Genomic DNA, 13,596 nt, shown 5'->3' on the forward strand with positions numbered 1-13,596 from the left:
GCCAAACGGATCCGGCCGATAACGGACACAATGGAACAGGTAAAAACAGGCCATCTCACAAGTTTCCAGATACAGCCCAATTCCGATGACGAAATCGGATATATTTATTCGGAGCTGATAAAAATGTTCTCGTCTCTGGACGATCATATTCAAAAGGAATCTGTCAATTAGCTCAAACAAAAGGAAATGGAGCTGTATACCCTACAGGCAAAGGCGTAGCCTCATTTTACGGTTTTTTTAACACAGCTAGATTGGTATAAGGGACATGCTGATGGCAGGGCAGGGGGAAAACTGGGAATAATAGGGTGGGGTGGCTAAGTTGTTATTTATTGGTTGAGCTATATATCAGGATGGAGGGCATTCCCTGGTGGCCGGGGTTTCCGGAGCCGTCGTTTATGTAGGCGTCGTTTGAATATAAAAGGTCGGAGGATTTTTTCTTTCCTAAGCGTTTTTTTCTGTGATAGTCCTTTTTCTTCTCCGGCATATCGGAAATTGAAAATGGCATTTTGTAAAGCTCGGATACGTATGCAATGTATTCTTCCATGCCGGATTCCTTCGCTGTCATAACCAACTCTCCTTTTTCGATAATTATTTGATAAATCATTTAAAAATACATAGAGTATAGTAACAATTTATGGCATTTTGTCAATAATTATGGGAGATCCGGTCAAATGTTGGGAGATTACGTCCTTCTGAAGAGCATTACTTCCGCGCAGAAGAAGCCTTCTTCTTCGGTAAACTGAACGTATCCGTTGTACTGGGATGCGATTTTGCGGATAATGCGGATGCCGTAGCCATGGACATCTTTATCCTTTTTCTGGGTTGCCAGGCCGGAATTTGTGTCCAGGACTGAGGTTTCCAGGATATTTCTGACTCTTATGAAAAGCTTGCAGGGATCGCCTTTGATGAACAGTTCCAGTTTTCTTTTTCCTTCGGGCAGCTTCAGGTTCGCTTCTATGGCGTTGTCAATCAGGTTGCCTATCAGATTGCAGCAATCCACATTTTCAATTCCTTCCAGGCCGGCGGTGACGGAATGTACTACCTTTATTCCTTTCTTTGCCGCATAGCTCAGTTTATAGCACAGCATGGAGTCCACAAATTCGTTGCCGGTAGCTGCTATGTATTCTTCCCGATTTACGATATCAAGGACTTCTGAAATGTATTGTTCTATTTCCCTGTTTTTTCCCAGGGAGGCCAGATTGCTGATGAGCTGGTAGGAATGTCTGATATCATGTCTCATCTGCTTCAGTTCTTCTATTTGTTCATGTGTCTGTTCCAGATGGCTTTCGTAATACATCACTCTTTGGCGGAGCATTTTATTATCGGAGGCGAGTTCGTTTCTCTGGTGCAGCTTTTCCATAAGATAGAAGGTAATTCCATTCATAATCACGAGACACAGCAAAGAGAGAATAAACAGATAGGCTTTCCATTCACTGCTGACATTTCCATAGCTGATATCGTGTATAATTCCGAAGGTAATGGCTGATGTTATTAAATTGGAGAGCACGACCCCCTTCTCCAGCCGCTTCATCCGAACGGGCAGCTTTCCTTCCGCACGCAGAACCCATCCGAACATGACTATCTGAAAAGCTCTTTCCAGCAGCATAACAGCCATCTTATACCACTCGAAATCGTAATACAGCTCTTCCAGTGTCCAATCGCCGCAGCGCATGGTTATTATGACTGCTGCCAGGAGTGTCAGAAGCTTAATACAGAGAACGAGCAGGCAGCCTTTCAGCTTCTGTCCGAAGGCCCCATCCAGAAATAATATGGAAAAAATCAGAATACACGGAAAATAGGCAAAAAGGATGAAACCGGTGAAATATGGGATATAGGAAGACCATGTACAAAGAACCGCCATTACCATAGTCTGAAAGACGAGTACCTGCATGCGGCGTTCTTCGCATTTACATTTACAGAAGCGGAGAAGAAAAAAGGTGACGGAAAAGGCTTCCAGAAAAAACAGAATATTTTGGATGATACTTAAGATGAGATGTTTCATAGCGTACTCCTGGAATATGCAAAATACTTTTCCAACACATCCCGTTTATAGTTCCGCCCTATTTCCAGGCACCCTATTTTCTCTCCGCAGACTGCATTCTTCGCATGATCGATCGTACGTATATAATTCATATTTACCAGAATTCTCTTATGAATTCTTACAAAATGGTAATTCTCCATTTCTTTTTCCGTATCCCTCATCGTCCCCCGGATCTTGATGCTTTCACCGGTATCCAGGTTATAAACCATATAATTCCCTTCACTGAGCAGATACAGGATGTCTCTGCAGCGCACGCTGCGTTTCCGGTTATAAGGCAGTTCCAGTATGAACTCCTTTTCCTCCCGGCGAAATTCCCCAAGCTTGCTGAAAATCTTATGCATGTCCATCCTCATCCCCTCAATATCCCTCTTACGCATAAAATAAAAGGGATAATAGTCAAAGGAATCAAACACAAGCTCCTCTTTTGAAGTGACAAAAATCAGATAAGGGCCCCTGTTTATTTCCCCGATCTGCTCTGCAGCTTCAAAACCGCTCATGCCTGGCATGAATATATCCAGGAAAATGATATGAAACGGCTTTTTATTATGTTCCTCCACAAGGTGTTTTCCCTGGGTAAAGCCGCTGATTTCATAAGGCTCAGACAGTTTTCCTGCCTCTTTATCCACTATTTCCGTCAAAATCCCCAGCATTTCCTTCACATCATCACATACCGCAATACGTACCATTTCAAAGTCTCCTGTTCCTTTTGGCAATGATTCCTATTATAACGTATACAGGCCTCCTTTAACAGTACAAAAACACGGCAGCCTCCAAATTGTCACAGAAGCTGCCGTGTCGGTATTATTCAGCTGTAACTCAGGAGCCTGTATTTTCCAGGCATATTTCCAGAGTAAATGAAAAGATCTCTCCCGGCTTTATCACCTTAAGGCTGCCGTTTTCCCGGGCCCTTGATATTCCGTCATAAAAGCCGGTGGAGGGCTCCAGCGCACAATTGCAGTCCCCGCGGTAGCCGCCGGCCGTAATCCAGACGCCCAGATAGGGAAGGGCCTGCGCATCGTACCGGAGCATACAGCGCACTCCCCGGGAAGGATACCAAAGGCCGCATGCGCCTTCCCTGCTCTTTCCCTCTCCATAATATTTCACCATGGATTTGCTTTCCGGCGCGGGAACCCGGCTGAAATCATAGATATCATTCCGGGCCGGATATACCCTTCCTTCCTCTCCCAGAACCGGATGGGAAAGAACATTCCGGTAATATTCAAAATCTGTGGGCAGAAGCAGCCTCATATCCTCTTCATACCGCATCAGTCCATGAAAGGTCCACAGGAAAGGGAATTCGCCGCCTCCCCTGTTTTCTATCCGGTAATGGAGAGAAAGGCTGCTGCCCTTAAGCTCCATTCTCTTTTCATAAGCATAGCCAAAAGCGGCGCTGGCATATGACAGCCTGATTCCTTCAGGCATTTCCTGCAGTTCCATCATATGGCTCCAGATCTCCCCATGATCCGGATAATACAGCTTTCTCCCCTGCCATTCCACCAGGCCGGGATCGATATTGGGAAAGGCATCATCCAGCCCCGACGCATCATACTGGGAAAAATCAGGGCCGAAATCCGTTTTCTTCCCGGTCTGTGCATCCCCGCCGGGAAGCCGGTACTGTCCCATCCTTTTTGGCGCCGCCAGCTCGAACTCTTTTTCCTTCAGATACAGGGAAGTAATTTTCCCTCCCAGTTCCGGAAGGACATGGACTGCAAGCTTATCATTTTCCAGTATATACATGTTTCTCCTTCCTCCCTTTCCATACCTTCAGGCGTTTATCTCTTCCAGTATCAAAAGCCGACTGTCATAGTCCCCGCAAAGACGCAGCCCTATTCCCGCCTGCATGAGATATGCCCCCGATTTCACAATCTCCCTGTCATCCAGCACAAACCGGTAAAGGGAATCCTCCTTCAGGCCTCTCAGTGTTATCCTCTGCAGCGGATCGCCGTAACGTTCATGATCCAGGAATACGAAAACGGCGCTCTGGCCGTCGCCCACATACTGGACACACTGGATATCGCTGTTTTTCAGGGAACGCAGCCGGTACAGTTCTCCCAGCTGGACTGTATTCCTTATGTGTTTATAGGTTTCCACATAGCCTTTGATTTCTTCTCTTTTTTCTTCGGAGGTACGGTTCAGATCCGTACCGATTCCCAGGCTGCCGCACATGGCGGAATGCATGGCAAAGGAAAGGGGTATTTTTCTTCCGTCCATTCCAAAATCATCCGTCAGCCATGCCCGCATATATTTCACCGGATACAGATGGCTGTAATTTTCCTGGATAAACAGCCGGTCAAGAGGATCGGTATTGTCACTGGGCCAGTATTCATCAAACCGGCGCATCGCTCCATAATCCACTCTTCCGCCGCCTGCGGCGCAGGCTTCAAACTCCACTTCCGGATGCTTTTCCCGCAGTGTATTTATCAGCCACTGCACACCCAGGGAATGGCGGTGCCAGAGGGATTTCCACTCCTGTGCAGGCAATCCGCCGCCCGCCATTTCCGAAGCATAACGGTTCATATCCCACTTAATATAGGAGATATCATTTTCCGATAAAAGGGTATCCAGGCACTCCGCCAGGTATTCCCGTACCTCCTGCCGGGACATATCCAGGATGTACTGGTTACGCCCCATCAGAACCTCCCTCGTTTGGTAACGGTAAATCCAGTCCGGGTGAAGCCTGTACAGCCTGCTTTCCGGGTTGACCATTTCCGGTTCGATCCACAGTCCGAAACGCATTCCCAGGCCTCTTACGGCCTCTGTCAGAGGCTTCAGGCCCTGAGGGAATTTCTTCCGATCCACATACCAGTCCCCCAGGCCTGCCCGGTCATGCTCCCTTCCCACAAACCATCCGTCGTCCACCACAAAAAGCTCCACGCCCAGCCGGACCGCTTTTTCCGCCAGGGCGATTTGCTCCTCACACTTTACATCGAAGGTGGTGGAATACCATGAGTTATACAAAACAGGCAGCGGCTTATCCGCCAGCCCGGAGGGCATCAGATGACGGCGGCAGTAACGGTGCATCCTGTGGCTCATGTCTTCCAGGCCTCCGTCCGTATACCCCGCATATACCGCAGGGGCTTCAAAGCTTTCCCCGCCCTTCAATGTCCAGGCAAAATCCGTGTCGTTGATTCCTATAACGATATTTAAAAATCCCGCATCCACGGCTTCCACTATGGTTTTGAAATTTCCCGAATATTCCAGGCTGCCGAACCACACCTCGCCCTGGTTTTCACGGAATGGCTCCTCCAGCCCTTTATGTACGATGAATACCGGGTTGTTCCCATGGGCGGTGAGGCCGTGGAAGCTTTCATACACCTTTTTCCCGCTGGTGATCTTTTCGCTCACCGCCTGGAATTCCATTCCCCATCTGCCGTTATAGTTCAGGGATTCATAGCCTGTTCCCGGAAGGCCGAACTGGGCGGAAAAAATACGTTCCAGCACCACAAGCGCTTCCCCGGTGTTTTCCACAATGCGCCATTTTTTAATGACGTCCTCTTCCTCGAATACTTCATAACAGAGCCTGACCCGGAAAGGATAACATTCATCCTCAAGAACCAGCTCCAGACGGTTTTCCTCTGTTTCCGCATATACTCTTCCGACGCGGAAATCCCTGACTCCGTCTGCAAAACAAACCTTCATGGACGATTCCTTGAACCGCATCCCGCCGAAGGACGCACATTCCTCCCTGAGGCAGTGAGGCGCCTGCATATTCACCGGCGCAGGGCTCGCTTCCCCGGCAAAATCCTCTATCCGGTCAATCCTCTTTCCCCAGTATACATTCTCCGGTATCCTGTCCTCTCCCACACGTATGATGTAAGAGGTATGCCGTGTCTGCAGTGCATAGATTTCATTTTTATATCCCTTTACCGACATTTTTCTTCCCCATTCTTTCTTTTATTTCCCCTGTACCAGCCAAAGCCAGGCCTGCTGCAAACCAAAGGTCCGCCTGAGCCAGACGGCTCCCGGGTATTTATACATTTTCACGCATAATCCGCCCCCGGCCCGCGGATTTAATCCTTCTTATGGGCTCATTATACGATAAGGGCCTTGTAAATGATATAATAAATCCTTGCACAAGCTTATATAAATCTTGCATTTTATTGCCTGCTCCGGTACACTGAATACATATTTTCCGGTTCCTGAGGAAGGGAAAAAGGAGGGCGCCGCATGCTTGTCTATGATCAATATATTTATCCTGAGAAGCCGGATACGGACGAGGACATTATCGTGTTCCACTCCGGTTTCTGTTCCACCACTCCCAATTACAGCTATGGCAGGGACACGCGGGATTATTATCTCATCCATTATGTGACCAGAGGCCGGGGAACCTATCAGGCCGGCGGCCGTCAATGGCAGCTGAAGGAGAACGACGGTTTTCTCATCACTCCGGGCACGACAATCGTACATACGGCGGATAAAAATGAGCCCTGGGATTTATGCTGGGTCGCTTTTTTCGGGAGGAAGGCCGGGGATCTGCTCCGAAAAGCCGGGCTCGATGAGGATCATCTGCTTTTCCATTATGACAGGGATGATTTTCTGGAAGCCTGCATTAAAAACATCTACAATGAAAGCCGGACAGGGAAGAATATCGCCTCCATCACCGGATACTTTTACCTTTTTGCAGGACGGCTGATAGAAATGTATGAAGAAAAAGAGAAGAAAAAGCCGGATATCGTGCGTTTTTCCCGTTTTGATGATGCGGTCATCTATATCAGAAGAAACATCCGTTCCCGGATTACCATAGAAAACCTGGCCAATTATATGCGGCTGGATGCCTCCCAGGTATACCGGATTTTCAAAAAGAAAACCGGGCTTTCCCCGCAGCAGTTCATCACCCGGATTCGCATGGAAAAGGCCTGTGAAATGCTGGATAAAACCGATTTGCCCGTGAGGGAAATCGCGGAATGGATGGACTACGAATACCAGTCTCATTTTACCAAGCAGTTCCGGAAGGAAATGGGGCTTTCTCCCACGGAATACAGGGAACGCTGAATACGTTCACCCGAATGCAAATACACGCCTTCATAAAAATCCGGACAGGAAAATAAGCCTTTTCCTGCCCGGCCTTTGTGCCGTGAGATATCAGTTATAAGCCATCACACAGACCATTCTGTTCTGCTGTCTGAATTGTTTACAGCCCCAGCCCGCAGTAATAACCCTGTGATACAGATGCAGCAATGGAATCCGGCTTTGCGCTGTCCCCTATATTATAGAGTTCCGGAACCTTTCCTTCCAGCGCTCTGTAAAGAGCATTGTCAGCCTTGTCGCCCACAGCGGCCACTACCGTATCCGCAGGTATGGTATGTACCGTGCCTTCCTTATCCTGACAGGCAACAGAGGAATCGGTAATCTCCAGGCACTTGCAGGAAGTGAGCAGCGTGACTCCCAGCCCTTTTAAATGACCCATGAGAATGGTGCGGGCCACGTTGACCATTTTTTCCGCCATGGTATCCAGCATCTCAATAACAGTGACCTTCTTTCCTTTTTCCGCAAGGTACTCCGCCGTTTCACAGCCGACGCTTCCGCCGCCGATAATCACTATCTGTTCCCCTGTTTCCTTCCCGTCCAGAACCTCTTTGGCATTTATGGTACGGGAAAATCCGGGTATGGGCAGTGTGGAAGGAAGCACGCCGGTGGCACAGACTACGGCATCCGGCTTCAGCTCCAGGATCTTCTCCGGCGTTATCTCCTCATTCAAATGGACATCCACGTGCTTAACTTCCAGCTGGTGTTCCAGATAGGGAATCAGTGGCGCCATATTCTCTTTATGGGGCGGTGCGGCGGCATAGAAGATCTGCCCTCCGATTTTATCCGCTTTTTCATAAAGGGAAACCTGGTGGCCCCGGACTGCGGCTATTCTGGCGGCTTCCACACCGGCCACTCCGCCTCCCACAACGATGACCTTCTTAGGCTTCTGTGCGGGCGGAATCGTATAGTCATTATCCCCGTTTCCAAGCACCGCATTGCCTGAACATCTGGCACAGGCCCCGTCCTGAAGCTGTACGTCGATACAGACGCCGCAGCCGAGGCAGGGACGGATTTCCTCTTCCCTATCCTGTTCTATGAGGTTCACCAGATCCGGCTGTACGAGAACTCCTTTTCCTATGAAAATGAAATCACACTGGCCGGAGGCAAGGGCCGCTTCCGCCACCGCAGGATCCTGTGCACGCCCTCCGCCGATCATTTTGATGGCTGCAGGCTTTCCGGTCATCTGCTGGATTCCCATTTTCAGCGCCATGCAAAGCCCGATAGCCTGGCCCTTCGGGGATCCGGAATCCGGTATGTCTTCCATGGAAGCCTCTTTTTTCCAGGTTCCTGCCAGAACCTCCAGCGCATCCACGCCTTCCTCCTGAAAACGCTTCGCATAATACATTCCGTCCTGCATGGTTATGCCCGCGTCCTCACCTTGTTCCACGGCGCTCAGTTTAACAGCAACCGTGAAATCTTTGCCGCACAGTTCTTTAATTTTTCTTATAATATTCAGATGGAAACGAACCCTGTTTTCCGGATTGCCTCCATATTCATCCGTACGGATATTCGCGGTTGAAGAAAGGAACTGCTGCCCCATATAATATCCCACACTGTGCAGCTCGATTCCGTCGAAACCGGCTTTTTTCGCCCGAACAGCCGCCTGGGCATATTTATCTTCTATCTCATGAATCTCTTCAATCGTCAGCGCCCGGGGTTCTTCATTGCTCAGTCCCATCATAAAGGAATATGGCATGGCAACCGCGCTGGGGGCTACAGGCTGATGACCGGTGACCGCCCTTCTGGATCCCCGCCCCGTGTGGCTGATCTGAAGCAGACATTTGGCGCCGTGCTCATGGATGGCATCCGCCAGCTTTGCCATTCCCGGAATATATTTGTCATCATCAATGACCAGCATACGGGAGGTATTCAGACCCACCGGCGCATCCACACAGGTTACCTCCACCATGATAAGGCCGATTCCGCCCTTCGCCCGTTCTGCATAATGGTTGATCACCGCCTGATTGACAAAGCCCTGATCGGACTGGCTCATTCCCATGGCACACATAACCGTCTTGTTACGGATTTCCAGAGAACCGATAGTGCCGGGAGATAATAAATTCGGATATTTGCTGTTCATAGTAACCCTCCTTAGTGAATATAAATCATAAAGTGAACCCAATTCACTTTTATAATACTAGAAGGGGTACTAAATGTCAATCAATAACCGCAGATTATATGATCTCCGGACAGAAGGAAACATACGCTGCAGGCAGAAGGCAAATGTTTACATTCAGCCGTGCGAGTGTTAAGATGGTTATGCATTCAGCAGACACTGAACAGGAAAAACATAGACGGAGTGACGCATATGGGAACCAGACAGCAGGAAAAATCGGAAATGACACGGAGAGAACTGAAGGAAACCGCCACCAGGCTGTTTCTGGAAAAGGGCTATGAAGCGGCCTCTATCCAGGATATTGCGGCTGCCGCAGGCTATAGTGTCGGTTCCGTATACCGGCAATGGAAAAGCAAGCAGCAGCTTTTTATGGAAATCTGGGATGAATATGTATCCGGATTCATCCGTGACAGCGTTATTTTTGCGCCGGAAGCCCCGGACTGTGATACAATGATAGATTATCTGCTTCGGCGGTCCCGCATTTTTGCCGGACAGGAGCTCACCAAAAAGCTGTATTCAACCAGCCTGATGCTGTCGGCCATGTACGATTATGAAGGCCTTGCCGACTGGGCGCATAAGTACCAGCAGATGCTGTATCTGTTTTTAAAGCAGGTCAGCGGATCCGACGATGAACCGAAGCTGAAAACCACGGCCAGCATCCTCCATTGCCTTCTGAACGCGGATGCCATGAGCGCCAGTGATGTGAAATCGCCTCATTATGAATTTGAATATGAAGCGCTGAAGGACAATCTGATTGCTATTGTAAATACCTGTCTTTAATCAGATACTCCCTAAAAAAGCTGCGGCACCAGTTTTAGGTACCGCAGCTTCTGTTTACATATATTCCGTTTCCTATACTGAAGGCCTGTTATTACCCAGCCTGCAGCAGAATTTTGGCCTACGCCAAAAAGTCTTCTATAATTACCGCTTCCGCTTCCTCCTCCGTCATACCGAAGGTACGCAGCTTCAATATCTGCTCATTGTTGATTCTTCCGATAGCCGCTTCATGAATGATCTGGGCATCGATATCCCTGGCATTGATTTCCGGGATAGAAGAAATCTGCGCCTTATCCATAATGATGGAATCACACTGCACATGGGCATGACACAGGGCGTTTCCTATCGCAATGGGATGGAATGTCTGAACCGAATTTCCCTTCGCAACGGAACGTGACACGATCTGGGCGGAACTGCCTGCGCCGTTCATTTCCACAGTCATATCCGAAACCGCCGTCTGGCTGTCATGGGTCATAAGCTTCTCCATCACATACAGCTTGGAATCCGCCTCCATGTACACCTCAGTCTTTCGCACCGTGGAATCCACACCGCCGATTTGGGCCGTATCCAGGGTAAAGACCGCACCCTCTTCCAGGTAGATCTGAGTCACCGGGTTAAGAATCTTTTCCCCGGTTCCCTCTCCTTCCCCATAATGCTTTTCCGCATAGGTGACGTTGGCGTTTTTCCCCACATGGAAGGCATGGATACCATCATGGCGGCTGTCATTGCAGCCATCGTTATGAATCCCGCAGCCTGCCACAATAATAACATTTGCCCCTTCTTCCACATAGAAATCATTATATACCACATCGGTTATGCCGGAAGCGGAAACCACTACCGGGATGTGGACCTGTTCTCCCTGGGTTTCCCTGCTGATATACACATCAATTCCCTGCTTGTCCTCTTTCCTGCGGATTTTGATATGCTCCGTGTCCCCGTGACAGAGGGGCTGTCCGTTATAGCGCAGATTATAGGCACCTTCCTGTTTAAAGCCCAGGTCATCTATTTTCTGTAGTACGCCATCAGTAACTGCATCCAGTTTCATTGCCATTTCCTCCTTCTCTGTCCAGACATGCACAGCCGGCTCCGTCAAGAAAAAGCTGAGGAGCGATTTCCTCTTTGCTGCCGCAGCTCTCCACACGTCCGTCCCGCACCACCATAATGCGGTCGGCCATACGGATGATCCGTTCCTGATGGGAAATCAGAACCAGGCTTTCCTTCTTTTCCCTGTGGATTTGCTCAAACTGTTTTACCAGCATAGAAAAACTCCAGAGATCAATGCCCGCCTCCGGTTCATCAAAGATGCTCACTTTATGATCCTTAGCCATTACTGTGGCGATTTCCACTCTTTTTCTTTCTCCTCCGGAAAGGGTCGCATCCACCTCCCTGTCCAGATATTCCTTGGCGCAGAGCCCTACGCTGCTCAGCAAACGGCAGCTCACATGCTCCGGCAGCTTTGTACCTGCCGCCAGGTTCAAAAGCCGGCGGACGGTCATCCCCTTAAAAGCGGGGGGCTGCTGAAAAGCAAAGCCGATTCCGGCATTGGCTCTTTCGTCAATGCTCATGGGGGTGATATCCTGTCCGTCCAGAAGTATCGTCCCTTCCGTCTCCCTTATAACTCCCATAAGGAGCTTGGCGATGGTAGATTTACCGCCCCCGTTCGGGCCGGTAATCACAAGCATTTCCCCATCATTTACGGTAAAGCTGATATCGGTAACAATAGGAAGTGTTTCCTGGTTTTCCGTTACCGTGTATGAAAGATGTTTTACTTCAAGCATTGGTACACCTCTTCTTTCCTTAAAGGAAAAATACAGGCAGAGAATTCCCCTGCCTGTGCCTTTTCCGAACTGAAGTGTGCGCTCCGGCACACATATTTTATTGTACACAATACGGTTATACATTGCAAGTATTAGTTTGCCATAAAACGGCAGAAAGACTACATTCTCTCCGTAATACCTTACATTTCGATTACGCAGTCAGGCTCGACTTTACGGCATACCGCCGCGACTTCCTTCATAATGCTGTCAAAACGGCTCTCGTCCGCATCGATAGTCAGCTTCTGTGCCATAAAGCTCACATTGGCGTCATTCACTCCGTCAATTTTCTTGATGGCGTCTTCCATCTTTGCAGCACAGTTCGCGCAGTCTAAATCGGTAAGGTTGTATTTTTTCTTCATAACGATTGGCCTCCTGAAATAATTGTCATTCAAACATATGATTAATTGTTCATATGATTATATTATACAAATCCATTTCTGTTTGTCAACCGTTTTTCACAAATTTTCCGGATAAGGGAAGAAGTACAGCCGCAAAACAGGCCAGTACGATATTCCCCAGCAGTTCTTCCGCCGCACGGGGCAGCCAGACGACAATAAAGGGCAATGTTTTCCATGCAGTGCAGATGGTTTCTCTCAGGATAACGGTATTAACTGTGGTAACCGCAAGACCGGAGACAATCATAACGATAAGAAGCTGGGGAAGCTTCCTTTTTTCTCCGCCGGGAAGGATTTTCTTCGACAGGATAAAATCCGCCGCGAGCAGGAGCATTCCCAGAAGCGCACCGCCCGCCGCACCTGCCGCAGTCGGAGTCATGCCCTCTCCCGTCATCAGAGCGCTGCCCAGCCCCAGTACCAGCAAGACACCGGAGCCCGCGGCAATAAGAAGGCGCATCCGTTTATCCTCTTTCTTTTTCAGGATTTCCCAGAGGAACCCTCTGAGGAAGCCCCCTGCCGCCGCGGATATCGTCAATAAAGGAAGATATCCCCCTGTTGGCTTTATGAGAAACCCAAGAAAATCAGAAAGACCGGAAACTGCCGCTCCGTAACCGGGCCCGAAAAGAAGGGCCGGAAGGATGGAAAAAATGCCTGAAATCCCAATCCGCATACCATTCTGCCCGAACAAGGGCAGATCAAAGGTCAGCGTTGTTTTCAGGACAAGGGAAAGACTCAAAAAAACCGCAGAAATGGTGATGCGGCGCACCGAACCTGATACTGCATTCATAAAAATACCTCCTGTCATGCAGCCTGGCCACATAACAAGAGGCATCCGTCAAACAGACATGCTTACACATCCATTTTACCCGTCACCCGCGGAAATCATCCGCCGCTTCTTCTTATGCGGCAGCGGGATGCGAACAATGTACCGTAAGTCTGAAAAGACTATTCGTTCCTCTGACAACTCCCCGTTCAGAAGACACTTTGGATTCCTGATCCACGCACAAAATTCTACTCTGCCATAATCTGTACTATCTTTGTCCGTAACAGTTCAGATAAAACGGAACCGTTATCTTTATTCATTGCGTCTTTATCCTATCACAGCCCTATTTTCCTGTCAATTACGTCCCACTCTGTTTTGTCATATTCTGTTCCTGATACTTGCCGCAGATACAGATAAAAAAAGGGAGTGCCACATGAGTCAGCAGGCTCTTCCCCGCGGGTTAGCCCTCTGTTTCCCTGCAGCTTCTCCCGGCCTCTGTCTCCGGGCGGTCAGTGATTCCTGTAAGGGGCGTCTAAAAACGCCAGTCCTTACGCTGCGTCCTTTGCAGCGTTAGTACTGCTGCGTTTTCAGCCGAGTGAGAACGTCCCCTGCAAGGAACACTGACCGCCCGGAGACAGAGGCCGGGAGGAACTGCAGGG

Annotated in this window: 12 protein-coding genes and 1 riboswitch; of the genes, 2 read left to right on the forward strand and 10 right to left on the reverse strand. The window is 49.1% G+C overall.

Annotated elements, in window-relative coordinates:
* Positions 1-322: 322 nt before the first annotated feature.
* The 5 genes from BLA28_RS32045 to BLA28_RS32065 all read right to left on the reverse strand — a co-directional run bounded on the left by BLA28_RS32045 (position 323) and on the right by BLA28_RS32065 (position 5,914).
* On the reverse strand, positions 323-544 hold the full coding sequence (locus BLA28_RS32045) for a hypothetical protein (protein WP_133304937.1): 222 nt from the start codon (positions 542-544) through the stop codon (positions 323-325).
* Between the two features lie 138 nt (positions 545-682).
* Positions 683-2,002, reverse strand: a complete 1,320-nt coding sequence (locus BLA28_RS32050; protein ID WP_069155512.1) for a sensor histidine kinase — start codon at positions 2,000-2,002, stop codon at positions 683-685.
* Entirely contained in the window at positions 1,999-2,727 is a 729-nt protein-coding gene (locus BLA28_RS32055; protein WP_050018511.1) for a LytR/AlgR family response regulator transcription factor, read from the reverse strand. The genes BLA28_RS32050 and BLA28_RS32055 overlap by 4 nt, the downstream gene beginning before the upstream one ends.
* Before the next feature lie 130 nt (positions 2,728-2,857).
* Positions 2,858-3,778 (reverse strand): DUF4432 family protein, encoded by a 921-nt coding sequence (locus BLA28_RS32060; protein ID WP_069155513.1) that lies wholly within the window; start codon positions 3,776-3,778, stop codon positions 2,858-2,860.
* Positions 3,779-3,805: 27 nt separating this feature from the next.
* Entirely contained in the window at positions 3,806-5,914 is a 2,109-nt protein-coding gene (locus BLA28_RS32065) for an alpha-galactosidase (protein ID WP_069155514.1), read from the reverse strand.
* A gap of 294 nt (positions 5,915-6,208) precedes the next feature.
* Here BLA28_RS32065 and BLA28_RS32070 point away from each other — a divergent pair, with 294 nt between their 5' ends.
* Positions 6,209-7,033 (forward strand): AraC family transcriptional regulator, encoded by an 825-nt coding sequence (locus BLA28_RS32070; RefSeq protein ID WP_050018510.1) that lies wholly within the window; start codon positions 6,209-6,211, stop codon positions 7,031-7,033.
* A 139-nt stretch (positions 7,034-7,172) separates the two neighbouring features.
* Here the strand turns inward: BLA28_RS32070 and BLA28_RS32075 are convergent, their stop codons facing one another.
* Complete coding sequence (locus BLA28_RS32075; protein ID WP_069155515.1) at positions 7,173-9,149, reverse strand: oxidoreductase; 1,977 nt, start codon at positions 9,147-9,149, stop codon at positions 7,173-7,175.
* 228 nt (positions 9,150-9,377) lie between these two features.
* On the opposite strand from BLA28_RS32075, the gene BLA28_RS32080 reads away from it, so the two are divergent.
* Positions 9,378-9,965, forward strand: coding sequence for a TetR/AcrR family transcriptional regulator (locus tag BLA28_RS32080; RefSeq protein WP_009255793.1), 588 nt, complete (start codon positions 9,378-9,380; stop codon positions 9,963-9,965).
* A 118-nt stretch (positions 9,966-10,083) separates the two neighbouring features.
* Here BLA28_RS32080 and BLA28_RS32085 read toward each other — a convergent pair whose 3' ends face one another.
* The 4 genes from BLA28_RS32085 to BLA28_RS32100 form a co-directional block, all read right to left on the reverse strand.
* Positions 10,084-11,007 carry a SufB/SufD family protein gene (locus BLA28_RS32085; RefSeq protein WP_069155516.1) on the reverse strand — a complete coding sequence of 308 codons (924 nt, stop codon included), beginning with the start codon at positions 11,005-11,007 and terminating at the stop codon, positions 10,084-10,086.
* Complete coding sequence (locus BLA28_RS32090) at positions 10,985-11,740, reverse strand: ABC transporter ATP-binding protein (protein ID WP_009255795.1); 756 nt, start codon at positions 11,738-11,740, stop codon at positions 10,985-10,987. The genes BLA28_RS32085 and BLA28_RS32090 overlap by 23 nt, the downstream gene beginning before the upstream one ends.
* Positions 11,741-11,919: 179 nt before the next feature.
* Positions 11,920-12,138, reverse strand: coding sequence for a cation transporter (locus BLA28_RS32095; RefSeq protein ID WP_009255796.1), 219 nt, complete (start codon positions 12,136-12,138; stop codon positions 11,920-11,922).
* A gap of 85 nt (positions 12,139-12,223) precedes the next feature.
* Positions 12,224-12,961, reverse strand: a complete 738-nt coding sequence (locus tag BLA28_RS32100) for a folate family ECF transporter S component (RefSeq protein ID WP_069155517.1) — start codon at positions 12,959-12,961, stop codon at positions 12,224-12,226.
* 118 nt (positions 12,962-13,079) lie between these two features.
* A riboswitch (THF riboswitch) is annotated at positions 13,080-13,195 on the reverse strand.
* Between the last annotated feature and the right edge of the window lie 401 nt (positions 13,196-13,596).

The organism is Eisenbergiella tayi (assembly GCF_001881565.1).
In the GTDB taxonomy this organism is placed as follows: Bacteria; Bacillota; Clostridia; order Lachnospirales; family Lachnospiraceae; genus Eisenbergiella; species Eisenbergiella tayi.